Source organism: Mesorhizobium sp. B2-3-7, assembly GCF_006442695.1.
Classification (GTDB): Bacteria; Pseudomonadota; Alphaproteobacteria; order Rhizobiales; family Rhizobiaceae; genus Mesorhizobium.
In genome coordinates, this window is record NZ_VFVV01000003.1 from 1 (window position 1) to 26,351 (window position 26,351).

Below are 26,351 nucleotides of genomic sequence, written 5' to 3' on the forward strand. Positions count from 1 at the left end.
GGCGGGGGGGGGGGGCGCGGCGGTGGGTTCACCCGCGGCGCGACCTCCCCCATCGGACGGAGAGGTGGGACTCTCGGTCTTCGATGTCTCAGCCTTGGGAGGCTCCGCTTTCGCCGGTGCGGCATCGCCACCGCTTTTCGCGGCGGCACTTGCGTCCTCACCCTCGGCGGCAAGCACGGCGATCAGCGCATTGACCTTGACGCCTTCGGTGCCGGCGGGAACGACCAGTTTCGCCACCGTGCCCTCATCGACGGCTTCGACTTCCATCGTCGCCTTGTCGGTCTCGATCTCGGCAATGACATCGCCGGGCGAAACCTTGTCGCCCTCCTTCACGAGCCACTTCGACAGATTGCCCTCTTCCATGGTGGGCGAGAGGGCCGGCATGGTGATGTTGATTGGCATTGTGTCCTCCCGCCCGGTTCAGCGATATGAGACGGCTTTGACGGCCTCGATGACCTCGCCGACATTCGGCAAAGCCAGCTTTTCGAGATTGGCCGCATAGGGCATCGGCACGTCCTTGCCGGCGATGGTGATGACCGGCGCGTCGAGGAAATCGAAGGCTCGCTGCGACACCTGGTTGGCGACATGGTCGCCGACCGAGTTCTGCGGGAAGCCTTCTTCCACCACGACCAGCCGGTTGGTCTTCTTCACCGAGGCGATGATGGTGTCGAAGTCGAGCGGACGGATGGTCCTGAGATCGATGATCTCCGCGTCGATGCCCATGCCGCGCAGTTCCGCTTCGGCCTTGACCGCATAGGTCATGCCAATGCCGAAGGAGACGATGGTGACGTCCTTGCCTGATTTGTGGATGCGCGCCTTGCCGATCGGCAGCACGAAGTCGTCCAGCTTCGGCACGTCGAAGGACTGGCCGTAGAGGATTTCGTTTTCGAGGAAGATGACCGGGTTCGGATCGCGGATCGCCGCCTTGAGCAGTCCCTTGGCGTCGGCGGCGGTATAAGGCATCACCACCTTCAGGCCTGGTATGTGGCTGTACCAGGCGGCGTAGCACTGAGAATGCTGGGCGGCGACGCGAGCCGCCGCGCCGTTCGGCCCGCGGAAGACGATCGGCGCGCCCATCTGTCCGCCGGACATGTAGAGCGTCTTGGCGGCCGAGTTGACGATCTGGTCGATCGCCTGCATGGCGAAGTTGAAGGTCATGAATTCGACGATCGGCTTCAGCCCAGCCATCGCCGCACCGACCCCGACGCCGGCAAAGCCGTGCTCGGTGATCGGCGTGTCGACGACGCGACGCGGTCCGAACTCCTGCAGCAGGCCTTGGGTGATCTTGTAGGCGCCCTGGTACTCGGCAACTTCCTCGCCCATGACGAAGACATCGCCGTCGCGGCGCATTTCCTCCGCCATCGCATCGCGCAGCGCTTCGCGCACCGTGGTCGAGACCATCTCGGTCCCGGCGGGTATGTCAGGATCGGCGGCGACTTCCGTCTTCGGCGCGGCCGCCACAGGCGCCGCTGCCTCGCTCTTGGCCGCAGCGGGTGCCGGTGTCGGCGCCTTTGCCTCAGTCTTGGCGGGCTCTTCACCGATGCCTTCGCCGGCCTTGTCGACGTCTTCGCCATCGACAGCCAGCACGGCGATCACCGCGTTGACCTTGACGCCTTCGGTGCCTGCGGGAACCACGATCTTGGCAAGCGTGCCCTCATCGACAGCTTCGACTTCCATCGTCGCCTTGTCGGTTTCGATCTCGGCGATGACGTCGCCGGCGACGACCTTGTCGCCCTCGTTCTTCAACCACTTGGAAAGATTGCCCTCTTCCATGGTCGGCGAAAGGGCGGGCATGAGAATTTCGATCGGCATGTCCTTGCCCTCCCGTTACAATACGATGTCGGTCCAGAGCTCGGACGGATCCGGCTCGGCGTCGTGCTGGGCAAACTCGGCGGCATCGGCGACGACGTCGCGAACCTCCTTGTCGATGGTCTTCAATTCGTCCTCGCTTGCCCACTTCTTCTGGATCAGCCGCGCTTTGACCTGCTCGATCGGGTCATGCTCGGAGCGCATCTTCTGCACTTCTTCCTTGGAGCGGTATTTCGCCGGGTCGGACATCGAATGGCCCCGATAGCGGTAGGTCTGCATTTCGAGGATCAGCGGCCCATTGCCGGCACGGCACCATTCGGTGGCGAGATCGCCGGCGGCCTTGACAGCACGCACGTCCATGCCGTCGACCTGGATACCGGGAATCTTGAACGAGGCGCCGCGATTCGAGAAGTCGGTCTCCGCCGAGGAGCGCGATACCGAGGTGCCCATGGCATAGCGGTTGTTCTCGATGATGTAGATCACCGGCAGCTTCCACAGCGAAGCCATGTTGAAGCTTTCGTAGACCTGGCCCTGGTTGGCGGCCCCGTCGCCGAAATAGGTCAGCGTGACATTGTTGTTGCTGCGATAGCGGTTGGCAAAGGCCAGGCCCGTGCCGAGCGACACCTGGGCGCCGACGATGCCGTGGCCACCGTAGAAATGCTTCTCCTTGGAGAACATGTGCATGGAGCCGCCCTTGCCCTTCGACAGGCCGCCTCGGCGGCCGGTCAGTTCGGCCATGACGCCACGCGGCGACAGTTCCATCGCCAACATATGACCGTGGTCGCGGTAGGCCGTGATCATCTGGTCACCGTCGATCAGCGCCATCTTCATACCGGTGACGACCGCTTCCTGGCCGATGTAGAGATGGCAGAAGCCGCCGATGAAGCCCATCCCGTAAAGCTGGCCGGCCTTTTCCTCGAAACGGCGAATAAGCAGCATGTGCCGGTAGGCGGCAAGCTCCTCGTCCTTGGTGAATTCCACTGGTTTGGGCGCGGAAAGGCCCGATTTGCCGTCGGATTTCGATTTGGCAGGCGCTTTCCTGGCTGCGGTTGCCATGCATCACTCCCTGTTGGCGTCTCTTCGCGGACATTTCGAGCAAGATGAAATCTGCTCGAGCAAGATGAAATCTGCTCAGGGGAGATCAGCTCTCCCCACTGATTTTGGGGAGGCTAACACGTGAGAACGTGTTCCGCCATGTCGAAATTGCATAGCTGGCATGCGACTAAGCAATTAGAATCATTGAAAATATTGGTGATTAACCTGATATTGGTTACTTTGCCGAGACCGGCAACATGATGGTGATTTCGTCGGCCTGGGACAAATTCAGCGCCTTACGCGCCTGCTCGTCGAGCATGTCCTTCTCCAGCGTGCCGTCGTGCATCAGCTTGACGCGCCGTTCCAGCTCCATCCTGCGCGCCTTGATCGCATCGAGCTGGGCCTGCAGGGCAACAGTCTCGGCCTCCAGCTGGTATTTCGAATTGATGCCGAACTCGCCGTGATAGGCATGAAAGCCGAAATAGGCCAGGAACACCGCGCAGAGCGAGGGGATGATCAGCCGGCCGGTGTTTCTCTGTTTGTGCTGACGCGTCCACATCGTCCGTTCCCTCGCAGTCGCGAACTCGGGCGACCACGGTCTTTTTCGCTCCATTGTGCTTAACGGACGGTTACGGATGACGCGTCCACAGGCGCTCCAACGAAAAAGGGCGGGAATTCCCGCCCCTCACCGCCATCCCTGTGTCAGATGCTCCGGCTCAGCCCTTCAACATCGACTTGCCGGCGTAGCGCGCCTGCTTGCCGAGTTCTTCCTCGATGCGGATGAGCTGGTTGTATTTGGCCATGCGGTCGGAACGCGACAGCGATCCGGTCTTGATCTGCCCGCAATTGGTGGCGACGGCGAGGTCGGCGATGGTCGAATCCTCGGTCTCGCCCGAGCGATGCGACATGACGGCGGTGTAGCCGGCCTTGTGCGCGGTCTCGACGGCATCGAGCGTCTCGGTCAGCGATCCGATCTGGTTGACCTTGACCAGGATCGAATTGGCGACCCCCATGCGGATGCCATCGCGCAGGCGCGCCGTATTGGTGACGAAGAGATCATCGCCGACGAGCTGCGTCTTCTTGCCGATCAGGTCGGTCAGATATTTCCAGCCTTCCCAGTCATCCTCGGCAAGGCCGTCCTCGATCGAAATGATCGGATAATCGGCGGCGAGCTTGGCCAGGTATTTCGCCTGCGCCTTCGGATCGCGTGTCTTCTTCTCGCCTTCATAGACGTAGTTGCCGTCCTTGAAGAATTCCGTCGCAGCGCAATCGAGGCCGAGCGCAATCTCCTCGCCCGGCTTGAAGCCGGCCTGCTCGATCGACTCCATGATGAAATCGAGCGCCACCGGCGCGCTCTTCAGGTTCGGGGCAAAGCCGCCTTCGTCGCCGACATTGGTGTTGTGGCCGGCGTCCTTCAGCTTCTTCCTCAGCGTGTGGAAGACCTCAGAACCCCAGCGCACGCCTTCGCGCAGCGTTGGCGCACCGACCGGCAGGATCATGAATTCCTGGAAATCGATCGGGTTGTCGGCATGGGCGCCGCCATTGATGATGTTCATCATCGGTACCGGCAGCAGATGCGCCTTGGTGCCGCCGACGTAACGATAGAGCGGCAGGCCGGCGGCTTCGGCCGCGGCCTTGGCCACCGCCAGCGACACGCCGAGAATAGCGTTGGCGCCGAGCCGGCTCTTGTTGGGCGTGCCGTCGAGTTCGATCATGGTCTGGTCGATGTGGATCTGGTTTTCGGCTTCCATGCCGCCGATTGCCTCGAACAGTTCGCCGTTGACCGCCTCGACGGCCCGCAGCACGCCCTTGCCGAGATAGCGGGCGCCGCCGTCGCGCAGTTCGACGGCTTCATGCGCGCCGGTGGAAGCTCCAGACGGCACGGCCGCGCGGCCCATCGAACCGTCTTCGAGCACGACATCGACCTCGACGGTCGGATTTCCACGGCTGTCCAGGATTTCACGCCCGACAATGTCGATGATGGCGGTCATTGCGATGTCCCCGATTGATCTGACGAAACGTCGCGCCCGTCTTAGCCAAAGCGGCGCAAAAGGCAATCGGGCCACCGCCAATTATTGCCGCCGGCGCGATTCACGAAGCGCAAATTCCTGTCATCATAAGTCATGCGCCATAGGATGGCCGCCGGTCTATGATGGCGGTTGCGCGGGGCGAAACAGGAGGAGTTTCGCCATGTCCGAGTTAAGCGGTATCGTGAGTTTGTTCCTGATCGCGGCGGCGTTCCTGACGTCCTGCGACAACCAGCAGCCTCCACAGGGCGCGGTGCAACTGTCGACCCTCCGCAGCGCGGAGTAAGCACGGCAGGCGATCATGTAAAAGGCCCCCGCTGGTTTGCGGGGGCCTTTTCACGTCAGGCTGGCCGGTCAATGCCAGTAAGGCTCGACCTTGTAGTAATTGTAGGAGGCGTCACGTGCGGCCTCGCCATCGGCGCCCGTCAGCTCGTTGATCGAATAGGCGGGAGCGGCTTTCAGCTGGTCCTTCGAGAATGGCACGACATAGCCGCCCCTATCCTCATCGTAATCCAAACTCGCCCACGGGATGGCGTGATATTTTTCACCCATGCCGAGAAAGCCGCCAAAACCGATCACAGCGAACATGATGCCGTTGGACAGCTTGTCGAGCATGACGTCCTCGATGCTGCCGATCTTCGTGCCTTCGGTGTTATAGACGGATGTGCCGATGACCCGCGAAGCAGCGATAGCCTCTGTGTGTCCTGCCTGGGTTGTCATGATGTGCTCCTCATTGTCGTTGCTCTGGACTTTCACAATGAGGGGCGAGATCGAAGGTTCCCGACTTTTCCGCCGGTCTGTTCGACTTTTTCCACCTGTATAAAGGTGACTTCTTACTGACGTGGCAGGCCGATATATGCCCTCCGCGGCGACGACCTTCAGCTGCGCCGGGTCAGCGGGCCTTCGCTACCCGATCGAACGCCATCAACCTTTCCAGAAGTGCCGGCATGTCCTTCAGCGGCACCATGTTCGGTCCGTCGGACGAGGTCGAATTATCCGGATCCTGGTGGGTCTCGATGAAGACGCCGGCAACGCCGACAGCGACAGCCGCGCGGGCCAAGGTCTCGACAAAGCGGCGTTCGCCGCCGGAGGAACCACCCTGCCCGCCCGGCTGCTGGACCGAATGGGTGGCGTCGAAAATCACAGGCGCGCCGATGTCGGCCATAATGGGCAGGGCCCGCATGTCCGAGACAAGCGTGTTGTAGCCGAACGAGGCGCCGCGCTCGGTGGTCAAGACATTGGGGTTGCCGGAGCCGGTGATCTTGGCCACCACGTTCTTCATGTCCCAGGGCGCGAGGAACTGTCCCTTCTTGACGTTGATCACCTTGCCCGTCCTTGCGGCGGCAACCAGCATGTCGGTCTGGCGCGACAGGAAGGCCGGGATCTGCAGCACGTCGACATGCGGCGCAACGATGGCGCACTGTTCCTCGGTGTGGACGTCGGTCAGTACCGGCAAGGAGAATTCCTTGCGCAACTCGTCGAAGACCGGGAGCGCCGCTTCCATGCCGGCACCGCGTGTAGCCGACAGGGAGGTGCGGTTGGCCTTGTCGTAGCTGGTCTTGTAGACGAGGCCGATGCCCAACCTGCCTGTCAATTCCTTCAGCGCGCCGGCCATGTCGAAGGCATGCTGGCGTGATTCGAACTGGCAGGGGCCGGCAATCAGCGACAGCGGTGCTGCGTTGTCGAAGACGACATTGCCGACGGTTACCGATGAATTGGGCGCCAAGGCGTTGCTCATTGTATCTCCCGAAAGATGAAGGCCGCGCCCTGCCCGGATGTCGGCTGCACGACGATATCACTGCCCGACATATCGTATCTGATGGAATTGGCTGCAAGCAGACCTGCCGCCACAGCGGCACGCCGAACCGAAAAGACGACTGCCGCGAAGCGGAGTTGCGTCGGCTTACCGGCGGGCACGCCAAAGCGTGCCGTGAAAGAGGCCGGGTCGAGTACAGCCAAGATAGCGTTAGGTAGACGAAAAATGGAGGCGCGCGCGTCAGCCGTCGGATCGTTTACTGCCACGGAAATCAGCCGGCGCTGCTCGGCGGGCTCGTCGCTGATCGCCACGATCTCGACAATTCCCGTGGCACCGTTGGCATGAGCCTGCAGCGCTGTGCGGTCCACTTCCGGCGCGTTGACGCGCTGGCAGGCGAACAGGAACGCATCGGTTGAACCCCCGGTCGACGCGAAGGCCAGTTTGAATGACGCCATGTCGCTTTTGCCGGCAGCGCCGGTGAACGCCCGCGAAAAGCCCAGCATGTCCCCGCCCGACAGGCTCGCATCGACAAAGCGTGCATGGTCCGCATCGGCGTCGTCCGTGGTCAGGACCACGGCGGAAAAACCTTCATTGCCATTGCGGTCACGATAGAGCCGGTCGCGCGCGACGAAGACATTGCCCTGGCCGGCGGCCTTCATCGCGGCCTGATCATCGCCTACAGCCAGCGGTTCCAGATAGGTGCCGTCCGCGAGGAAGACGCAGCAATTTTCCGTGCCGAATGGATGGATGCCTGTCGGCGCGACGATGAAGCCGAGGGCCGTTAGCCGCGCCCGCGCCACATCCAGGCTCGAGGTCGGCAGCACGAGGTGATCGAGCGGATGAGTGCCTGTGGGTGGTGTTTGGATCATGCCAGCGCGGTGTGCATCATTGCGCAAAAGGGTTCAAGGGCGCTCGAATCAGCTTCCGGCCACCACATCGGCGGAATAACGCAGTTCGCGCAATGGCTTGACCCTGCTGGTGGTCTGCGCATAGAGCGGATGCGCCTTGTAGGCGGCCAATGCGGCGGCATCCGTGAATTCGGCATAGACGACCACGTCGATCTCATCCGACAGCGGATCGACCTTGGTGTTCAGCGTCACCTCGAACAGGCTGGAATGGGGAATGCCGCCGAGCGCCAGCAGCCCAGAGCGCACTGCCTCCACATCCTCGCCACGCCGCGCGCTGAAGAAAACGATATGCCGGATCAACCCCGCCTCCTCGATCAAAAATCCGGGGTCTTTTGTGACGACGAAACCGTCAGGTCAACCGTTCAGGGTGCCGCGCGTCCTTGCGACGCGCCCGGGATGCATGAGACCTGAACGGGACTAGACCTTGCCGGTGACGTAACGCACCACGTGAGAGACATTCCTCACCGTCATATCGAGGTACCGGCCCTGGTTGTAGAGACCGTCCCAGATCAGGAAGAACGCAACGGCGGCGATGACGATGACATAACGCATGGCTAATCTATCGCATAAGCCCGGCTGTGCTCATAGACGTTTCCGCCAGGCAAAGATGGGATCCGTGTCGACCCTCGTCCGGTATGTGAGCTCTCGGCACCTGGAACTGCCAAATCTATGCCGGCGCGCCTTCGATCTCGTCGCCGGCGACTGGCCGGACATGATCCAGAAATGGCCCGCGTCCCAATTGCGAATGGCGGTCAGAGAAGGATGCGGTATTTCGCAAATCCTGCCTCGCCGGCGCCCGCCGGCTCGATCTTCAATGACTTCACTTCGGCGATGAGGTCCTTCGCCTGGGGCCCTGTCTCGAACACGACGCTGGTTCCGGGCAGCGGCGCGAACGACCAGTTGCCGTCCGCCGACGGGTTGATGGTGCCCTGCTTGACGATGTAGCGGACGATGACGTCGCGGTTGGTGTCTGGCGCTTCGTAGATAATTTTGGAAGCGTCGATGTCAGGAAAATTGCCGCCGCCGCCGGCCCGGTAATTGTTCGTTGCAACGACAAATTTCTGATTGGGATCAATCGGTTTGCCGTCGAACATCAGGCCGACGATGCGATTGGCACTAGCATTCGCCAGCCCGCCCTTGGCATCGTATTTCGGCGGCTGCGACAGATCTATTCTGTAGGTGACGCCGTCGATAACATCGAAATTGTAGGACGGAAAGTCGGTGTTGATGAGCGCCTGGTCGGCCTTGCCAGGTTCGATCCGGTTGAAGATGCCGGCCGACATTTCCAGCCATTCCTTGACCTGCGCTCCGGTGATCTCAACGGCCCGCACGGTGTTGGGATAAAGGTAGAGGTCGGCGACGTTCTTGATGGCGATGTCGCCTGCCGGCACATCGGTGTAGTAGTCGGCGCCGTTGCGCCCGCCGGCCTTGAAGGGGGCTGCCGCCGACAGCAGCGGCACGTCCTTCCATTGTGTGTTTTTCAGGATGTCCTGAAGGTACCAGGTCTGCGCCTGGCTGACGACCTGAACCGACGGATCGTCGGCGACCAGCGCGAAATAGGAATAGAGCGGCGCTGCGGTCTTGCCGACGGGACGACGCACATAGGCGAGCGTTGCCTGGTGGTCCTGCTCGAGCGCGGCGATGATGCGGTTGTCGTCCGCGACAGTCGGCTTGTTCTTGTTGTCGACACGTTCGAAGATCGGCCGCGCTTCCGAGGTGGCGGACACGATCTTCCATTTCGAGCCGTCGCGCTCCAGCATCAGGTCGATCAGGCCCATATGCGAGCCCCAGAAGCCGCCCATGACGGCCGGCTTGCCCTGCAGCGTACCCTTTTGCGCATCGACGCCTTCGAGCGCCTGAAAATCCTTCTTGCCAGGGAACACCAGATGCTGGTGACCCGTGAACACCGCGTCGATGCCTTCGACGCCGGCGACAAAGAACGATGCGTTCTCCATCATATCGCCCTGCTTGACGTCGATGCCAGAATGCGAGAGCGCGATGATAATGTCGGCGCCCTCTTCCTTCATCTGCGGCACCCAGGCCTTGGCGGCCTCGACAATGTCGCGCGTTCTGACATTACCTTCGAGGTTCTTGAGATCCCAGACCATGATCTGCGGCGGCACGAAGCCGATGATGCCAATCCTGATCGGTTGCTCGGTGCCTGAACCGTCGCTGATCTTCTTGTCGAGGATGACGTAGGGCTTGAGGTAGAGCTTGTCGTCGCGCGGGTTCGCGGCAAGCTCGGTGCCGCGGATCAGGTTGGCGCAGACGAAGGGGAAATTGGCGCCGGCCAGAACCTTGTCCATGAAGGACAGGCCGTAGTTGAATTCGTGGTTGCCCAACGTCGAGCACTCGTAGCCGAGCAGGTTCATGCCTTTCATGATCGGATGCAGGTCACCGTCCTTCATGCCCTTCTCATAGGCGATGTAGTCGCCCATCGGATTGCCCTGCAGCAGGTCGCCATTGTCGATCAGCATCGAATTAACGGCTTGCTTGCGCACCGCGTCGATCAGGGAGGCCGTGCGCGACAGTCCCATCGTGTCATTCGCTTTGTCGGCGTAATAGTCATAGGGCAGCACATTCACATGGATGTCGGTGGTCTCCATGATCCGGAGATGCGCCTGGTTGGCCTGGGCGCGGGCGGAGAAAGGGTGAAGCGCAATTAGCGCGCCCGTGGCGGCGGCGCCCGCGAGGAGACCGCGGCGGGAGACGGAATGGAGCGGCTGCGACATGTTTTCTCCTTTTCGACGACACGAAAGACCCTGCCCGAAGCGAACTTCGCGCTGAAACCTATTCGAGTCCATTCAAGAAGTTGCGCGCGTCGGAGCTGTCAGATCAGCAACAGATGACGCGCGGATGAACGGGCGCAAGCGCGGAAGATCAGCCCTTGTCGTCGTCGCCCTGCGTGATCAGGCGGGCGCTGCGTTGGCCCGTGACGTAGATCCATAGCCAGCTCAGCGACACCGCGAGCCGGTTGCGGAAGCCGATCAGGAAATAGATGTGCGCCAGTCCCCACAGCCACCAGGCCGGCCAGCCGGTCAGCCTGATCCAGCCGAAATCGATCGCCGCGGCGCGCTTGCCGATCGTGGCCAGGTCACCGCCATGCTTGTAGTGGAACGGCCGTACGCTCGTATCGCCGGCAAGCCTGGCCTTGATGGTCGCGGCAACATGGCGGCCCTCCTGCTTGGCGGAAGGCGCCACGCCGGGAACTGGCCGTCCATCGGGCCGCAGCACGAGAGCGGCGTCGCCGATGACGAAAATCTCGGGGCTGCCCGGCACGGTGAGATCGGGTTCAACCAGCACCCTTCCCGCCCGGTCGGCGGCGGCGCCCAGCCATTCGGCTGCCGGCGAAGCGGCAACGCCCGCCGCCCACAATATGGTCCTCGCCGGCAGATGCGTGTCGCCGAAGACGACGCCCTCGGCGTCGCAGCGCGTGACCGCCCGGCCGAGTTCGATCGTCACGCCGAGCCGCTTCAACGCCTTTCCGGCATAATCGGACAGTTTCGGTGCGAAATTGGCCAATATGCGGTCGCCAGCCTCGATCAGCACCACACGCGTCTCGCGCGTGTCGATGTTGCGGAATTCGCCGCGCAGTGTGTCGTGCGCCAGTTCGGCAATGGTGCCGGCAAGTTCGACACCGGTCGGACCGCCGCCGACGATCGCGATCGTCAGCAGCGCCTGGCGCCTGGCAGGATCGGTTTCCCGTTCGGCCTGCTCGAAGGCGAGCAGAATGCGCCGTCGGATGGTGGTGGCGTCCTCCAGCGTCTTCAGCCCTGGCGCGAACGGCTCCCATTCGTCGTGGCCGAAATAGGCGTGTCGGGCGCCGGTGGCGAGCACCAGCGTGTCGTAGGCGACGGTGCTGCCGTCATCGAGCAGCACGCGTTTTCCGGCTCGGTCGATGCCGGTGACATTGGCGAGCAGCGTCGTCACGTCCTTGCGCTTGCGCAGCAGGTGGCGGATCGGCCAGGCGACCTCCGAGGTCGCCAGCGCTGTCGTTGCGACCTGGTAGAGCAGCGGCTGGAAAAGATGGTGATTGCGTTTGTCGATCATGGTGATGCGCACGGACGCACCGGCGAGAGCGCGGGTGAATTCGAGGCCGCCGAACCCCGCCCCTACGACGACGACATGGTGATTGGCTTGATCCATCGCATTCACCCTGACCAGCAATATCGCATGCCTTTGATGTAGGAGCTTTTGTGCAATGCAACAACACGAAGGCCGTGCCCGAGACTCGTCGTTCCATGTCGTGAATGCACATGTCGCATCCCCCCGCCGGGTATAGCGTTATGGAAAACAGCGATGAGGTGAAGCATGGCCAACGATCACGACGACCAGGGTCCGGCGCAATATTCCTCGCCGCCATGCTTCATGCACGAACTCGATCCCGCGTTTCACGCGCCGATATCCGATTGGACCGACGTCAGACGATGGCGCAAGGCCGAACGGGAACGCCTGATCGCGGCGCGTCTCGCGGTTTCCGCCGATGCGCGAACGGCGATGTCGCAGAGCATCGCCGGAGCCCTCGACGCGGCGATCGGCGATATCGACGGCCGCATGGTCAGCCTCTATTGGCCGTTTCGCGGCGAGCCGGACCTGCGGCCATGGATGGCCGCCATCAATGAACGAGGCGGGCGCACCGCGCTGCCCGTCGTCATCGAAAAGGCACAGCCGCTGATCTTCCGGGCCTATGTTCCGGGCGACCGGCTGGAGAAGGGCGTGTGGAACATTCCGATTCCGGCCGAGGGCGAACCGGTCTTGCCCGACATCGTCATCTCGCCGATCGTCGGCATCGATTCCGGCAATTATCGCCTGGGCTATGGCGGCGGGTTCTACGACCGAACGCTGGCGGCGATGCCGTTCAAGCCGCTGGTCATCGGCGTCGGCTACGAATTGCAGCGAATCGCCACCATCTACCCGCAGCCGCACGATATCCCGATGGACCGGATCGTGACGGAGGCTGCCAAGGCGTAGACGGCTGAAGGCGTGGAAGGCTGAGAATGCTCAGGCCATTTCGGGCTTCAGGCCCATCGCCGTCCGGTCGATGATTTCGCGCAGGGCAAAAGACGAATTGATCTTCGTCACATGCGGCATCGCCGACAGCCACTCCTTGTGGATGCGTTCGTAGTCGGCAAGGTCCTTGGCCGCGATCCTGAGGATGTAGTCGTACTCGCCCGACATCAGGTGGCAGGACAGCACGTTCGGGCAGCGCTTGATCGCAGCCTCGAAATCCGACAGCGTCTTCTCGAACTGGCCCGACAGCGATATGTGCACGATCGCCGTCATCTGGTGACCAAGTGCTGCATTGGAAAGCCGGGCATGATAGCCGCGGATGGTTCCGGATTTCTCCAGATTGTCGAGCCGGCGCGAACAGGCCGACTGGGACAGGCCGACCCTTTCGGCAAGGGCGGCGTTCGGCATCCGGCCATCCTTCTGCAATGTCTCCAGAATGGCGATATCAATCCTGTCGAGCGGCATTCTTCGTGATTCCTGCGAATGTTTATGCATTTTACGCAACAATTATCGAATAGTGAGCCCTCCTGCAAGTGCATTCGCAAACACTTACGCAACGATTCGTGGTTGACTACGTCAATACAGGGAACGAGCCCCGAAGGGCCGTGTCAGGAGAAAAGAAAATGCGCGTCGGCTGCCCCCGGGAAATCAAGAACCATGAATATCGCGTCGGACTTACGCCCGGCTCGGTCCGCGAATATGTCGCCCACGGACATGAGGTGCTGGTCGAGACCGGCGCCGGGGCTGGCATTGGCGCCGACGACAACGCCTATCGCGCCGCCGGCGCCACCATCGCCAAGACGGCGGCCGATGTGTTCGCCAAGTCGGATATGATCGTCAAGGTGAAGGAGCCGCAGCCTAACGAATGGGCCCAATTGCGCGATGGCCAGATCCTCTACACCTATCTTCACCTCGCTCCGGATCCGGAACAGACCAAGGGCCTGCTCGCTTCGGGCGTTACCGCCATCGCCTATGAAACGGTGACCGATGACCGGGGCGGCCTGCCGTTGCTGGCGCCGATGTCGGAAGTCGCCGGCCGCCTGTCGATCCAGGCCGGCGCCACGGCGCTGCAGAAGGCCAATGGCGGCCGCGGCGTGCTGCTCGGCGGCGTGCCCGGCGTGCTGCCCGGCAAGGTCACCGTGCTCGGCGGCGGCGTCGTCGGCCTGCACGCAGCCAGGATGGCGGCTGGCCTGGGCGCCGACGTCACCATCATCGACCGCTCGATCCCGCGCCTGCGCCAGCTCGATGACCTCTTTGCCGGCCGCGTCCATACCCGCTACTCGACCGTGGAGGCTCTGGAAGAAGAGTGCTTTTCCGCCGACATCGTTGTCGGCGCCGTGCTGATCCCGGGTGCTGCGGCGCCGAAGCTGGTCTCGCGCGAAATGCTTTCGGGCATGAAGAAGGGGTCGGTGCTGGTCGACGTTGCCATCGACCAGGGCGGCTGCTTCGAGACCTCGCACGCGACCACACATGCCGAGCCGACCTACGAGGTCGACGGCGTCATCCACTATTGCGTCGCCAACATGCCGGGCGCCGTGCCGGTCACCTCAGCACATGCACTCAACAACGCGACGCTGCACTATGGCCTTCAGCTCGCCGACAAGGGCCTGAAGGCGCTGGTCGACGACCATCATCTGCGTAATGGACTCAACGTCCACAGAGGCAAGATCACCAACCGTGCGGTCGCCGAAGCGCTCGGCTACGAACTGGTCGAGCCGAAGGCGGTTCTCGCGGCCTGATTCTCCTGAGAGGATACCTGCCTCCCGTCAGCCCGCCGGTCATTCCCGGCGGGTTTTTTCTTTCCAGATTGGCGGCTGTCAGGCCTGCACCAGGCTCGGGCCTGAAACATGCGCTGCAACCTGCGTCTCGGCGCCAATTGCAAGTTTAACTGAGCCCTCCAGGCAAATAGTCGAAGCCCATATGCTTCTTTGCGCAGAAAATTTCTGTGGAAGGTTCAGGCAAACAAAAAAGCGGAGCCAAGGCCCCGCTTCCTCGATGTCGAGATTTGCCGCCGGTTCATCCGCGGTCGACAAATCGATCGACGGCTACCCGTGTACCGCAATGGTATGACAGGAGTACGACAGCGCTCCGCTATCGCACCGCCACATGCGCCCGTCAGACACGTTCGATCCGGCACTGGAAGCAATTGTTGCGCGCCGAGCGGACATGCACGTAGGCAATCTCGTCGCGTTCCAAGAGAGCCTCGGCGCGCGCGGCGATCGCATCGGTCGCAATGACGCCACCGCTGCCATAGACGATGCGGTCATCCCTGCCGTAGCCGCGCACTATATAGTCCGGGCCTTCGAGAATTTCGGGAAGTGCCTGAGATTCCGCGGCGCGCTCGCATTCCTGCGCGTGAAGGAAGATCGGTCCGGTCTCGGCATAGGGCTGAAGTTTGGGGAATGGCCGGTAGGCCAGGATGAGATAGTCGTCTCCGTCGGCGATGTTCTTCAGGCAATGCCGGCATGGCATGCCGTCGCCGTCGGAGACCTTACGCTCGGGCGTGTTTCCATAGGCATCGGGCCCGCCGCGCTGAAGCGCTCGTATATCTTGTGTCGGCAAGGCTTTGAACTGGATGGTCATGGCGAAAATCTCCGATGTCGTTGATCGGAAATTATGCGCATCAGCCCCCGCCTCCCACCCGATTCCTGACAATCATTGGCCCTTGGTCGGCTTGTTCCAGCCGACCAAGGCAAGGCGAACTTCACCGGATTGTCGGAACTCCCTCAGCGAATGAAGTCGTCAAAGCGACGGAGGGTGACCCGCCGGTTCCGCCAGTTTTCGTTCTGCGTCTGCACCAGCAGGAATTCCTCGCCATAACCGACCGTCTCCAAAGCATAGGCCGGCACGCCGAACTCGCGCACCAGCGTGCGCTTCAGCGAGGCGGCGCGCTGTTCCGACAGGATCCGGTTCGATTGGAAGGAGCCGACGGCGTCGGTATGGCCCTCGATGAGGACGCGCGCCCCGGGGTTGCGGCGCAGGATACGCTGCAACGCATCGGCGATAGTGTCGATCTTGTCGTATTGCGAGCTGGAGATCGCGGCCGAGCCGAAAGCGAAATTGATCGACTGGATATCGATCGACCGGGCCATGCGGCGCAGGTCCGGCCGGCGCTTGAACTCACGGATGGTGACGCGCTCGTTCGGGCGCAGCTTCACGCGGGGTGCCGCCTCGAGCTTTCGTTCGATGGTTGCGGCCGAAGGCGTTGTCGCCTGCGCGGCGGCGAGACCGGGCATTGCGATTGCCGCGATCAGCGCGGCGGCAAGGGTACGGCGGGTCAGCATGTCTTTTCTCCTTCGGCCCGTATTATGTGCGGGCAAGATGGCAGAGACAGGCTGAAGCGCGGATGAACGAGAGGTTCAGCTTTTGTGAGGGCGTCGCTATGGCCGCATGACGCTGGCCGAGCGCTCGGCGAAGGGCAGAGGGTGAACGGTCTCCTTCTTCTGCGCCACCGGCGCGAAGCCGAGCTTCTGGTAGAGCGGCAAGGCAGCAGGATGGTCGAGCGTGCAGGTCTGCACCGTCACCCGCTTCGGTCCATACGACCAAGCCGCGGCGATCGCCGATCCCAGGAACCAGCGGCCGATGCCTTGCCCGGTGGCGTGTTCCATCATGCCGAAATAGGCAAGCTCGACTTCTTCCGGCAGATGCGGCTTGAGGTCGAAAAAACCGGCGGGCGCGCCATCGAGATAGAGCACCCTGATGTCGCGATCCTCGCGGTGGATGCCGGCCGAAAGCTCGTCGTCATCCAGCCTCAGCACATTGACCCAGTGCCATTTACGCCCCACCCGATCCATCAGGTACCGGTAGAAATGCAGCGGAATGTCCTTAGTTTTCAGGAGTGCGACCTGGCGGTTGTAGGGCATGGGCGGCGACACGGCCGGTGGCGCATGCATCTCGAGGAACGTCACCGTGACTTCGATGTCCTTCAGCTCGCCGTTTTCCATCGTCATTCCTTGCCTGTCACGACTGGTGTGTCGGAGAGACCGCCCCATTCGGTCCATGAGCCGTCGTAAAGCCTGTTGTCGGCATGGCCAAGCGTTTCCAACGCAAGCGTGATCACCGCCGCCGTAACGCCGGAGCCGCAGGAAGTGACGATAGGCTTCGACAGATCGAGGCCGGCGTCCTCGACCACCTTGCGCAACCGCTCCTTCGGCAGAAGCACGCCGTTTTCCGACAGCGCCGAATAAGGCAAGTTGCGCGCGCCCGGCATATGGCCGGAACGGACGCCCGCACGCGGCTCCGGCTCCGCGCCGGTGAAGCGTCCTGCCCCGCGTGCATCGGCAATCTGGCTTTCCCGGGTTTCGACGATGCGGCGCATCTCGGCAAGGCTGGCGACCCGGCCGGCGTCGAAATCGGCGTGGAACACGCTTGGCGCGATTTTGGTCGGTTCGGCCGTCACCGGCCGACCTGCCGCTTTCCAGCCATCGAAACCGCCGTCAAGGATATAGGTCTGGAAGACGCCCATCACCCGGAACATCCACCAAGCCCGAGGTGCCGAGAAAAAGCCCGGGCCGTCATAGACGATGATCGTGTCATCTGCCGAAACGCCCATCGCGCCGACATACTGCGCGAAATGCTGCGGCGACGGCAGCGTATGCGGCAGCGCGGCGTCCGGATCGGAGACCGCGTCCTGATCCAGGAAGCGGGCGCCCGGAATGTGCCCAGCGTCATACTCGGCGCGCGCGTCGCGGTTTTGCGCCGGAAGATACCAGGATGCATCGACAATCGTCAGGCCAGGCTGGCCCAAACGCTCCTGCAACCAGTCAGCGTCGACGGTGAAAGGACTGTCTTCAGCCATTGTGGTTCTCCTGCCGCCATTGACCAGACGTTGTCTTGCCTTGCCGCATGATCTTGTCCGAAAACATCGTAGCTTTCGAGATCATGTTTGGGGCATCGGTCCAAACCGGATGCGGAAGCGCCGGTTTTCACGCCCCTTCTTCTCAATCTTGCCGATATGGATTTCGCCGATCTCGCCGGTGCTTTTGACATGGGTGCCACCACAGGGCTGACTGTCCACCGAAGCATTCTCGCCGATGCAGACCAGCCGGATTTTGCCGGTACCTAGCGGCGGACGGACATTCTTGGACTTCACCAGACCCGGATTGGCGGCCAGTTCCTCGTCGCTGATCAGCCTGGTAAAGATCGGATGATCGGCCCGCACCAGGCCCATCAGGCCAGCCGTCACGTCTTCCTTGCTGAAGCTGGCGTCGGGAATGTCGAAATCGACACGGCTGTCGTCTTCCGAAACCGCCGCGCCGGTGATCGGAAACGGGCAGACGACGGTGAGCAAATGGCAAGCGGCATGCATGCGCATCAAGAGATGACGTCGCTCCCAGTCGATTGCGAGCTTCAGGCGCTCGCCGACCGCAGGCGCGGCTTGTTCCGGCGCCGGCACGTGGATGATCTCGTCCTTTGTTTCCCCGGTGATGGTAGCGGCCAGGACGATGCGGCTGCCATCGGCGCGCTGGAGATAGCCGCTATCGCCCGGCTGCCCGCCCGAGGTGGCATAGAAGATGGTGCGGTCCAGAACGATGCCGCCGCGCTCGTTGACGGCGACCACCACGGCATCGGCCGTCCTGAGATAGGCGTCGTCGCGAAACAGCGCTTCGGTCTTGTGCGCCATCACACGACCTTTTCAAACGGCACGGAAATATCTGATTTCTCTTCCATCCAGCCGGGCACCGGCAGCTTCTTTTCGCGCAGGAATTCGGGATTGAACAGTTTCGATTGGTAGCGTGTGCCGTAGTCGCAAAGAATGGTCACGATGGTATGGCCGGGGCCGAGTTCACGCGCCAGTCGGATCGCGCCCGCTATGTTGATGCCGGTCGAACCGCCGACGCAAAGGCCTTCCTCCTGGACCAGGTCGAAGACGATCGGCAACGCATCCTCATCACGAATTTGGAACGAGAAGTCGGGCGTGAACCCATCGAGGTTGGCGGTGATGCGTCCCTGCCCGATGCCTTCGGTGATCGAACTGCCCTCGGATTTCAGCTCACCGCTGGTATAGAAACTGTAGAGCGCAGCGCCCAGCGGATCGGCGAGAGCGATCTTTACGTCCTTGCTTTTCGCCTTCAGTCCGAAAGCGACGCCGGCCAGCGTTCCGCCCGAGCCGACCGCCGAGACGAAGCCGTCGACCTTGCCGCCGGTCTGGCTCCAGATCTCCTGCGCCGTGGTGCGGATGTGCCCGTCGCGGTTGGCGACATTGTCGAACTGGTTGGCCCAGATAGCGCCGTTCGGCTCCGAACGCGCCATTTGCTCAGCCAGCCGCCCCGACAATCTCACGTAATTGTTGGGGTTCTTGTACGGCACGGCCGGAACCTCGATCAGCTCGGCGCCGAGCAGCTTGATCGTGTCCTTCTTCTCCTGGCTCTGCGTTTCGGGAATGACGATGACGGTGCGGTAGCCGAGCGCCTTGGCGACCAGCGTCAGCCCGATGCCCGTATTGCCGGCCGTGCCCTCGACAATGACGCCGCCCGGCCTGAGCAGCCCACGCTCTTCGGCATCGCGGATGATGAACAGGCCGGCGCGGTCCTTGACCGACTGTCCTGGATTCATGAATTCGGCCTTGCCCAGGATCTCGCAGCCGGTTTCTTCCGAAGCCCTGTTGAGGCGGATCAATGGCGTGTTGCCGATAGCGTCGATCACGGAGCGGGGCATTCGGGAGTCCTTGTGTAGCTGCGCGAAACCCTAGAAACCCGAAGCTTCGGTTTCAAGGCAAGAATTTGCCTGGTCCAGTCGCATTTTCCGTACTGCATTTGCGCCGGCGTCACCTTGGTGCCGGGCCTATCCGCGTTGTTCATTTGCGGCCGGCGTCGAAAACCGCTCTTTTCATTCGATTTCTTCGCGGTTAGAGCAAAAGCCAAGAACAATTCGACGGGGGCGCAGCATGACACTCTATCGGGCCGACCCGAAGCATGGCGTCGCCTGGGTCACGGGAGGCAGCAGCGGCATCGGCCGTTCGCTGGCCAGGGACCTTGCGTCCCAGGGCTATGCGGTGGCCGTAACGGCACCCGATGGCGATCCCATCGACACGCTGATTGTCGAGACCGCGCAGATGCCAGGCAAGGTCAAGGCTTTTCCCTGCGACGTGACCGACGAGCCGCGCATGGCAAGAACCGTCGCTGCAATCGAGAACGAGCTTGGCCCCATCGTGCTCGCCGTCTTAAACGCGGGCAACTACATTTCCACGCCTGGCGAGGCTCTCGTCGTCAGCGATTTTCGCCGGTCTTTCGAGGTCAACTATTTCGGCATCATCAACGGGCTTGTGCCGGTTGTCGAACGCATGCGCGTGCGGGCGCGCGGTCATATTGTGCTGGTCGGCTCGGTCACCGCTTATTTCGGCTGGCCGACGACCGCCGCTTATGGCGGCACCAAAGCGGCGATCAACATCCTGGCCGAATCGCTGAAATACGATTTCGACAAGATGAACGTGCGCGTCCAGGTCATGAATCCGGGCTTCATAGACACACCGCTGACCGAGAAGAACATGCTGCCCATGCCGGGGCTGATGCCGGTCAGCCGAGCGACGCGGCGCATGGTGCGGGGTATCAAATCCGGCGGCTTCGAGGTCACATTCCCGCGCCGGACGAGCTGGCCCCTGAAGCTGCTCAGCCTGTTGCCGAGACCGGTGTACCGAGGCGTGATCAGCCTCATGACGAGCTGGAAGGCACGGCCGCTGAATTACGACCGCAAGCCGCCGAGCGAATAGAAGCCAGCGGATCGGCGGCTTCATCGCCGGCCGGTCGTTGCCTGTTCCCCGCCACCGCCGTAGGTTTGTTGTTGTTGCGTTTGGAGTCTGCGATGGGGCGACGAATCGTGCTTGCTGTGCTGGGGTTAGTCGCCATCCTCGCACTGGCCTTCGTGCTCGGCCCGCGGGTTCCCGTCGACACCACGATCCGCTTCGATCCATCCGCAATCGGCGACGATCCGCAGGCCTACGTGGCCAGGACGGAAGCGGCGATATCCGGCATCCGTGACGGGCTGGAGAAAGAGATCATCTGGGCCAATCCGATGGTGCATGCCAGGACACGGCTGTCCATCGTCTATATCCACGGCTTTTCGGCGTCGAAGGGCGAGCTCCGCCCGCTGCCCGACGAGGTTGCCGACCAACTCGACGCCAATCTGTTCTTCACCCGCCTCACCGGCCACGGGCAGGATGGCGCGGCCATGACGCAAGGCAGCCTCAATGCCTGGATCAACGACTATGAGGAGGCGCTCGCGATCGGCCGGGCCATCGGCGACAAGGTGATCGTCATCTCTACCTCGACCGGCGGCTCGCTGGCGGCCTGGGCGGCAACACAGCCGGGCGCTTCGGACGGCGTGGCGGCGATCGCGTTCATCTCGCCGAATTTCGGCGTCAAGGCGTCGGGCGCCGGGATCCTGACCATGCGATGGGGCAAACAAATAGCCGAACTCGTCGCCGGCAAGGAGCGCAGCTTCATGCCGCGCAACGCGCTGCACGAGAAATTCTGGACCACCAGATATCCCCTTGCCGCGACGCTGCCGATGCAGGCGCTGACGGAACTTGCCTATGGCGCGCCGGTGGAGAAAGCGGTGGTCCCTGCCCTCTTCATCTTTTCGGATTCGGACCGCGTGGTGCGGCCTGACCGCACGCGTGAAATCGCCGGGCGTTGGGGCGCGCCGCACGAGCTGGTTCCGGTCGACGATACCGGCGATCCCGACAACCACGTCATCGCCGGCGACGCCCTGTCGCCATCGACCACGACCTTCCTTGCACAAAGAATTGCCGTCTGGATCGAGGCGGTCGCGAAGTAGCCCGAGCTTCCATACGGAAAGGGCGACCGCAGCCTCACCGCGGTCGCCCTTTATCTCACTGGTGACCAGCCGGGCACGCAAATGCCCGGCCAATACGAAGCGGCCTGCCTACGCGGCCCGCGCCGCGGGCCGCTTGCCGCCGAAGCGGCGTTTATTGTTGCCCTTGAAGGGCTTGGCGCCTTCCGGTTTGCGGTCGCCAGCGAAGGCCGGCTTGTCACCGAAGCGCTTCTTGCCGGAGCCGTTGTTCTGGCCGCCCGGCCGCCTGCCGTCGCGACGGCCATTGCGCTCGTTGCGGTCATTGGCAGGCTCGAAGCGCTCGTTCTTCTCAGCCGGGTTGCGCTGCGGATCGGGGCTGCCGAGATGGTCGGCGACAACAGGCAGCTTGGCGCGGATGATGCGTTCGACCTGGCGCAGCTTGCTGTTCTCGGACGGATCGCAGAGCGTAATCGCAATGCCGTCCCGGCCGTTGCGGCCGGTGCGGCCGATGCGGTGGACATAGCTCTCCGCCTCATCAGGCAGGTCGAAATTCACGACATGACTGATGCCGGGCACGTCGATGCCGCGCGCGGCGATGTCGGTGGCCACCAGAATGCGCACCGAACCCTCGCGGAAATCGTTCAGTGCCTTCTGCCGCGCATTCTGCGACTTGTTGCCGTGGATGACAGCGGCCTTGAAGCCGTCGCGCTCGAGGTCCTTGGTTACCCGGTCGGCGCCGTGCTTGGTACGCGAAAAGATGATGACGGACTTCATCGCCTCGTCGGCGAGCATCGTCGACAGCACTTGGCGCTTCTGCTTGGTGCGGGCAAGGACGACGCTCTGCGCGATCTCGGCCGCCGCCGTGCTTTGCGGCGCGACTTCGACACGGATTGGGTTCTTCAGCAGGCCTTTCGCCAGTTCGGCGATTTCATTGGGCATAGTCGCGGAGAACAGCACCGTCTGACGGTCCGGCGCGGTCGCCTTGGCGATGCGCTTGACGTCATTGATGAAGCCCATGTCGAGCATGCGGTCGCCCTCGTCGAGCACCAGCCATTTGGTGTCGGCAAGCATGAGGTCGCCTTCGCGCACCAGATCGGTCAACCGGCCAGGCGTGGCGATCAGGATGTCGACACCAGGCGCAACCTTCTTCACCTGGCTGAAGCGCGAGACGCCGCCCAGCACGAGCGCGGTCGAGACATGCGCGCCCTTGGCGAGGATCTTGATGGTGTCCTCGATCTGCACGGCGAGCTCACGAGTCGGCGCCAGGATCAGCGCGCGTGCCGTCTTCGGCCGGCGCTTGGTGCCGAGCGCAATGATCTTCGACAGGATCGGCAGCGCGAAGGCCGCAGTTTTGCCGGAGCCGGTCTGGGCGATGCCGAAAATGTCACGGCCTTCCATCTGCGGCGGGATCGCCTGAGCCTGGATCGGCTTCGGATCGGTGAAGCCGGCGGCATGGGTGGCCTTGAGCAGCGCACCCGTGATTCCCAGTGCTGCGAAACCGGAGAGTTCTCCAGTGTCGTTGCCGGGCAAAGTGTTTTCGTTGGTCAAAATATTCTTCTTTCACGCGGCCTCTGGCCGCAAACATCAATGGCGGCAGGGCGCAACCTGCCGTCGAATCAATTGTCATGGAACGACAAGGCGGCGGACGTGTTCGTCCGCGCGGCTGCGCTGTCGTGCCCGCAGGCATCATGCCACGGGGCTTTTTCGCCACCTTGCTAACCAATCGGGGTCGATCAGCAGGAAAGAGGGAAAACAGACGCAACCAGTCTCATTCGAGGAGAAGGCCGGATCGGTCCGGCCCAAGCGCCTATGCCGTGCATATGGCTGAGTTCGCTCTGAAATGCAAGGGCATCATGTTGCAGCGCAACAAAACGCCTCGAAAAAGCGACGCTTGCGCTCACCTGCGGGCATCATTACCACAAAGCAGCCCGCGCAGGAGATCGAGAATGAAGGACGTGCTGAAGGAACTCGAGCGTCGTCGCGAGATCGCCCGCATGGGCGGCGGTCAGGCTCGCATCGACGCGCAGCACAAGAAGGGCAAGCTCACCGCCCGCGAACGCATCGAGGTGTTTCTCGACGAGGGTTCGTTCGAGGAGTTCGACATGTATGTCGAGCACCGTTCGACCGACTTCGGCATGGAAAAGACCAAGATCGCCGGCGATGGCGTTGTCACCGGCTGGGGCACCGTCAACGGCCGTCCCGTCTACCTTTTCGCCAAGGATTTTACCGTGTTCGGCGGCTCGCTGTCGGAAGCGCATGCCGAAAAGGTCATCAAGGTGCAGGAGATGGCGCTGCGCAACCGCGCGCCGATCATCGGCCTCTACGATGCCGGCGGTGCCCGCATCCAGGAAGGCGTGGCTGCACTCGGCGGCTACGCCGAGATCTTTCAGCGCAATGTGCTGGCGTCGGGCGTCATTCCGCAGATTTCCGTGATCATGGGGCCTTGCGCTGGCGGCGACGTCTATTCGCCGGCCATGACCGACTTCATCTTCATGGTGCGCGACACCTCCTACATGTTCGTCACTGGACCGGACGTGGTGAAGACCGTCACCAACGAGGCGGTGACCGCCGAGAGCCTCGGCGGCGCTTCCGTTCACACGACGAAATCCTCGATCGCCGACGGCGCCTATGACAACGACGTCGAAGCACTGCTGCAGATGCGCCGGCTGGTCGATTTGCTGCCGGCCTCGAACACATCGGAGATTCCCGAGATCGAATGCTACCAGTCGGTCACCGATCACGATCTGTCGCTCGACCGGCTGATCCCCGACAACGCCAACAAGCCTTACGATATCAAGGAGCTGATCCTGAAAGTCGCCGACGAGGGTGATTTCTTCGAGATCCAGCAAAGTTTCGCCAAGAACATCGTCACCGGCTTCGGACGCATCGAAGGCCGCACGGTCGGCTTCGTCGCCAACCAGCCCATGGTGCTGGCCGGCGTGCTCGATTCCGACGCCAGCCGCAAGGCAGCGCGCTTCGTGCGCTTCTGCGATTGCTTTTCAATCCCGATCGTCACCTTCGTCGACGTTCCGGGCTTCCTGCCGGGAACGGCGCAGGAATATGGCGGGCTGATCAAGCACGGCGCCAAACTGCTCTTCGCCTATGCCGAGGCGACCGTGCCGAAGATCACCGTCATCACCAGGAAGGCCTATGGCGGCGCCTATGACGTGATGGCTTCGAAACACCTGCGTGGCGATATGAACTATGCCTGGCCGACGGCGCAGATCGCCGTGATGGGCGCCAGGGGCGCGGTCGAGATCATCTATCGCAAGGACATCGGAGACGCCGAAAAGATCGCTGCCCATACAAAGACTTACGAAGACCGCTTCCTGTCACCCTTTGTCGCCGCCGAGCGCGGCTATGTCGATGAGGTGATCATGCCGCATTCGACGCGCCGCCGCATTGCCCGCGCTCTGCGAATGCTGCGCAACAAGGACATGCAGAACCCCTGGAAGAAGCACGACAACATTCCGCTGTGAGCTGAATGTCGAGCCGGTCAGCGCGCGCCGCGAGCCGCCACCAGTTCACGCAGCACAGGCACCAGCGCCAGCGGCAAGTCCTCGGCGATCAGCCCCGGCCCGAACCGGCTGCCGGCCTCGGCATGGATCCACACCGCCGCGCACGCCGCCTCGAAGGCCGGCATGCCTTGCGCCAAGAAGCCGGCCACGAGCCCCGATAACACATCGCCCGAGCCGGCGGTTGCCAACCACGGCGCACCATTGGAGTTTATCGCGGCCTTGCCATCGGGAGCAGCGATTACGGTGTCCGCGCCCTTGTAGACGATCACGGCGTTGGCACGGGTGGCGGCCATACGGGCCCTGCTCAGCTTGGACGAAACGGCGCCGCCCGCGATGTCAGGAAACAGCCTGGCAAATTCCCCCTCATGCGGCGTCATCACCAGCGGCGGTGCTCCCGGCTGGCGCGCGGCCTCGAACAGGACGTCCGGCGCCTCGCGAAACGAAGTGATCGCGTCGGCGTCGAACACCAGGCCATCGACTCGGGTCGAAACGTTCCGGTGCTGGCCGGCGGCGAGCAGCGTGAGCGCAAAGCTCCGCGTTCTTTCACCGACACCGAAGCCAGGCCCCAGCACAAAGGCGGAGGGCCGGCGTTCGCCGATGAAGGCGTCGATGTCGCCGCTGTCATTGGCCTTGCGCAGCATGATCGAGGTCAGATGAGCGGCATTGACCTGCATGGCGTTCGCCGGGGACAGGACGGTGACCGCCCCTGCCCCGCTACGGGCCGCGGCAAGCGCCGCAAGCCGCGCCGCGCCGGTGGCGCTCGGGCCGCCGGAAAAGACGCCGACTTGGCCGCGCTTGTACTTGTGCGTATCGACGCCCGGAATCGGAAAGGCGCTGAGCCAAAGCGCCGGCGAGTTCTCGAACGCCTGGGGCCGAATCCGCGCAATGACACCATCGGTGATGCCGATATCGGCGAGCACGATCTCCCCGCACAGCTCGCGCCCGGGCAGCAAAAGATGACCAGGTTTTTTGCGGGCGAAGGTGACGGTGACCCCAGCCCGAAAAGCATGGCCGAGCACTTGGCCGCTGTCCCCGGAAACGCCTGATGGCAGATCGACCGCGACGACAGGCAAGGCCAGGCTTGTCACCACGCCAACCGTTCTCGCCGCTTCACCGGACAGCGGTTTGGACAGCCCTGCTCCGTAAAGAGCGTCGACGACGACAGCGCCGGCTTCGGCCGCGAAATCCGCCAGCGGCCGAGGTTTGACCGGGCATTCGCCGGCGGCGAGCGCGGCATCGCTGCCCGGCTTCGGCGTGCCCGACGCCCACACCATCGTGTCGACGCCAGCGGCTGCCAGGCAGCGGGCCACGACATAGCCATCGCCGCCATTGTTGCCGGGACCGCAAAGCACATGGACCCGCTTCGCCGCCGGATGGCGGCTGAAAATTTCAGCCGCGACGGCTTCGCCTGCACGGCGCATCAGGCCGATGCCGTCGATTGCGCCGGCGGCAATCGTCAACCGATCCGCCTCGCTCATCTCCTCGGGAGAAAGAAGTTCGTTGCTCATGGATTGCCGATCCGCATTCGATAAAGCAT

General features: G+C 62.7%; 27 protein-coding genes. 6 read left to right on the plus strand and 21 right to left on the minus strand.

What is annotated here, in order from left to right:
- From FJ940_RS06685 to eno, 5 genes are all read right to left on the minus strand, one after another.
- A partial coding sequence (locus FJ940_RS06685; protein ID WP_246672552.1) for a biotin/lipoyl-containing protein occupies positions 1-402 on the minus strand: 402 nt, incomplete at its 3' end.
- Positions 403-420: 18 nt separating this feature from the next.
- On the minus strand, positions 421-1,812 hold the full coding sequence (locus FJ940_RS06690; RefSeq protein ID WP_140501348.1) for a pyruvate dehydrogenase complex E1 component subunit beta: 1,392 nt from the start codon (positions 1,810-1,812) through the stop codon (positions 421-423).
- A 15-nt stretch (positions 1,813-1,827) separates the two neighbouring features.
- Entirely contained in the window at positions 1,828-2,865 is a 1,038-nt protein-coding gene (pdhA, locus tag FJ940_RS06695; RefSeq protein WP_140501346.1) for a pyruvate dehydrogenase (acetyl-transferring) E1 component subunit alpha, read from the minus strand.
- A 214-nt stretch (positions 2,866-3,079) separates the two neighbouring features.
- Positions 3,080-3,403 carry a septum formation initiator family protein gene (locus FJ940_RS06700; protein ID WP_140501344.1) on the minus strand — a complete coding sequence of 108 codons (324 nt, stop codon included), beginning with the start codon at positions 3,401-3,403 and terminating at the stop codon, positions 3,080-3,082.
- A 157-nt stretch (positions 3,404-3,560) separates the two neighbouring features.
- Positions 3,561-4,835, minus strand: a complete 1,275-nt coding sequence (gene eno, locus FJ940_RS06705; RefSeq protein WP_140501342.1) for a phosphopyruvate hydratase — start codon at positions 4,833-4,835, stop codon at positions 3,561-3,563.
- A 199-nt stretch (positions 4,836-5,034) separates the two neighbouring features.
- Here eno and FJ940_RS28955 point away from each other — a divergent pair, with 199 nt between their 5' ends.
- Entirely contained in the window at positions 5,035-5,157 is a 123-nt protein-coding gene (locus FJ940_RS28955; RefSeq protein ID WP_263483006.1) for a hypothetical protein, read from the plus strand.
- Between the two features lie 68 nt (positions 5,158-5,225).
- On the opposite strand, the gene FJ940_RS06710 is transcribed toward FJ940_RS28955, so the two are convergent.
- The 7 genes from FJ940_RS06710 to FJ940_RS06735 all read right to left on the minus strand — a co-directional run bounded on the left by FJ940_RS06710 (position 5,226) and on the right by FJ940_RS06735 (position 11,681).
- Positions 5,226-5,591, minus strand: a complete 366-nt coding sequence (locus FJ940_RS06710; RefSeq protein WP_140501340.1) for a PRC-barrel domain-containing protein — start codon at positions 5,589-5,591, stop codon at positions 5,226-5,228.
- A 172-nt stretch (positions 5,592-5,763) separates the two neighbouring features.
- Positions 5,764-6,609 carry a 3-deoxy-8-phosphooctulonate synthase gene (kdsA, locus tag FJ940_RS06715; protein WP_140525506.1) on the minus strand — a complete coding sequence of 282 codons (846 nt, stop codon included), beginning with the start codon at positions 6,607-6,609 and terminating at the stop codon, positions 5,764-5,766.
- On the minus strand, positions 6,606-7,496 hold the full coding sequence (locus tag FJ940_RS06720; protein WP_140564730.1) for a VOC family protein: 891 nt from the start codon (positions 7,494-7,496) through the stop codon (positions 6,606-6,608). The genes kdsA and FJ940_RS06720 overlap by 4 nt, the downstream gene beginning before the upstream one ends.
- Positions 7,497-7,544: 48 nt before the next feature.
- Positions 7,545-7,835, minus strand: coding sequence for a Dabb family protein (locus FJ940_RS06725; RefSeq protein WP_140501335.1), 291 nt, complete (start codon positions 7,833-7,835; stop codon positions 7,545-7,547).
- 117 nt (positions 7,836-7,952) lie between these two features.
- Entirely contained in the window at positions 7,953-8,087 is a 135-nt protein-coding gene (locus FJ940_RS28960; protein WP_263483007.1) for a hypothetical protein, read from the minus strand.
- 200 nt (positions 8,088-8,287) lie between these two features.
- Complete coding sequence (locus FJ940_RS06730; protein ID WP_140564583.1) at positions 8,288-10,267, minus strand: bifunctional 2',3'-cyclic-nucleotide 2'-phosphodiesterase/3'-nucleotidase; 1,980 nt, start codon at positions 10,265-10,267, stop codon at positions 8,288-8,290.
- 148 nt (positions 10,268-10,415) lie between these two features.
- Positions 10,416-11,681: an NAD(P)/FAD-dependent oxidoreductase gene (locus tag FJ940_RS06735; RefSeq protein WP_140655931.1), complete on the minus strand. Its 1,266-nt coding sequence runs from the start codon at positions 11,679-11,681 to the stop codon at positions 10,416-10,418.
- Positions 11,682-11,846: 165 nt separating this feature from the next.
- Between FJ940_RS06735 and FJ940_RS06740 the strand changes: the two genes are divergently transcribed.
- On the plus strand, positions 11,847-12,506 hold the full coding sequence (locus tag FJ940_RS06740) for a 5-formyltetrahydrofolate cyclo-ligase (RefSeq protein ID WP_140515432.1): 660 nt from the start codon (positions 11,847-11,849) through the stop codon (positions 12,504-12,506).
- Positions 12,507-12,536: 30 nt separating this feature from the next.
- Here the strand turns inward: FJ940_RS06740 and FJ940_RS06745 are convergent, their stop codons facing one another.
- Complete coding sequence (locus FJ940_RS06745; protein WP_140557269.1) at positions 12,537-13,010, minus strand: Lrp/AsnC family transcriptional regulator; 474 nt, start codon at positions 13,008-13,010, stop codon at positions 12,537-12,539.
- 158 nt (positions 13,011-13,168) lie between these two features.
- Here FJ940_RS06745 and ald point away from each other — a divergent pair, with 158 nt between their 5' ends.
- Positions 13,169-14,284: an alanine dehydrogenase gene (ald, locus tag FJ940_RS06750; RefSeq protein ID WP_140501325.1), complete on the plus strand. Its 1,116-nt coding sequence runs from the start codon at positions 13,169-13,171 to the stop codon at positions 14,282-14,284.
- A gap of 376 nt (positions 14,285-14,660) precedes the next feature.
- Here the strand turns inward: ald and FJ940_RS06755 are convergent, their stop codons facing one another.
- The 6 genes from FJ940_RS06755 to FJ940_RS06780 form a co-directional block, all read right to left on the minus strand.
- Entirely contained in the window at positions 14,661-15,128 is a 468-nt protein-coding gene (locus tag FJ940_RS06755; protein ID WP_140501323.1) for a DUF1203 domain-containing protein, read from the minus strand.
- Positions 15,129-15,271: 143 nt separating this feature from the next.
- Entirely contained in the window at positions 15,272-15,829 is a 558-nt protein-coding gene (locus FJ940_RS06760) for an OmpA family protein (protein ID WP_140501321.1), read from the minus strand.
- Positions 15,830-15,925: 96 nt separating this feature from the next.
- Positions 15,926-16,489: a GNAT family N-acetyltransferase gene (locus tag FJ940_RS06765; RefSeq protein WP_140501320.1), complete on the minus strand. Its 564-nt coding sequence runs from the start codon at positions 16,487-16,489 to the stop codon at positions 15,926-15,928.
- 2 nt (positions 16,490-16,491) lie between these two features.
- Positions 16,492-17,343 carry a 3-mercaptopyruvate sulfurtransferase gene (sseA, locus tag FJ940_RS06770; RefSeq protein WP_140655934.1) on the minus strand — a complete coding sequence of 284 codons (852 nt, stop codon included), beginning with the start codon at positions 17,341-17,343 and terminating at the stop codon, positions 16,492-16,494.
- A gap of 81 nt (positions 17,344-17,424) precedes the next feature.
- Positions 17,425-18,168, minus strand: a complete 744-nt coding sequence (locus FJ940_RS06775; protein ID WP_140501316.1) for an alanyl-tRNA editing protein — start codon at positions 18,166-18,168, stop codon at positions 17,425-17,427.
- Entirely contained in the window at positions 18,168-19,202 is a 1,035-nt protein-coding gene (locus FJ940_RS06780; RefSeq protein WP_140655936.1) for a cysteine synthase A, read from the minus strand. The genes FJ940_RS06775 and FJ940_RS06780 overlap by 1 nt, the downstream gene beginning before the upstream one ends.
- A gap of 229 nt (positions 19,203-19,431) precedes the next feature.
- On the opposite strand from FJ940_RS06780, the gene FJ940_RS06785 reads away from it, so the two are divergent.
- On the plus strand, positions 19,432-20,253 hold the full coding sequence (locus FJ940_RS06785; protein WP_140501312.1) for an SDR family oxidoreductase: 822 nt from the start codon (positions 19,432-19,434) through the stop codon (positions 20,251-20,253).
- A gap of 92 nt (positions 20,254-20,345) precedes the next feature.
- Positions 20,346-21,320, plus strand: coding sequence for an alpha/beta fold hydrolase (locus tag FJ940_RS06790; RefSeq protein WP_140655939.1), 975 nt, complete (start codon positions 20,346-20,348; stop codon positions 21,318-21,320).
- Between the two features lie 108 nt (positions 21,321-21,428).
- Here FJ940_RS06790 and FJ940_RS06795 read toward each other — a convergent pair whose 3' ends face one another.
- Positions 21,429-22,844, minus strand: a complete 1,416-nt coding sequence (locus tag FJ940_RS06795; RefSeq protein WP_140501308.1) for a DEAD/DEAH box helicase — start codon at positions 22,842-22,844, stop codon at positions 21,429-21,431.
- 398 nt (positions 22,845-23,242) lie between these two features.
- Between FJ940_RS06795 and FJ940_RS06800 the strand changes: the two genes are divergently transcribed.
- Positions 23,243-24,775, plus strand: a complete 1,533-nt coding sequence (locus FJ940_RS06800) for an acyl-CoA carboxylase subunit beta (protein ID WP_140561148.1) — start codon at positions 23,243-23,245, stop codon at positions 24,773-24,775.
- 17 nt (positions 24,776-24,792) lie between these two features.
- Here the strand turns inward: FJ940_RS06800 and FJ940_RS06805 are convergent, their stop codons facing one another.
- On the minus strand, positions 24,793-26,322 hold the full coding sequence (locus tag FJ940_RS06805; protein WP_140655942.1) for an NAD(P)H-hydrate dehydratase: 1,530 nt from the start codon (positions 26,320-26,322) through the stop codon (positions 24,793-24,795).
- Positions 26,323-26,351: the final 29 nt, after the last annotated feature.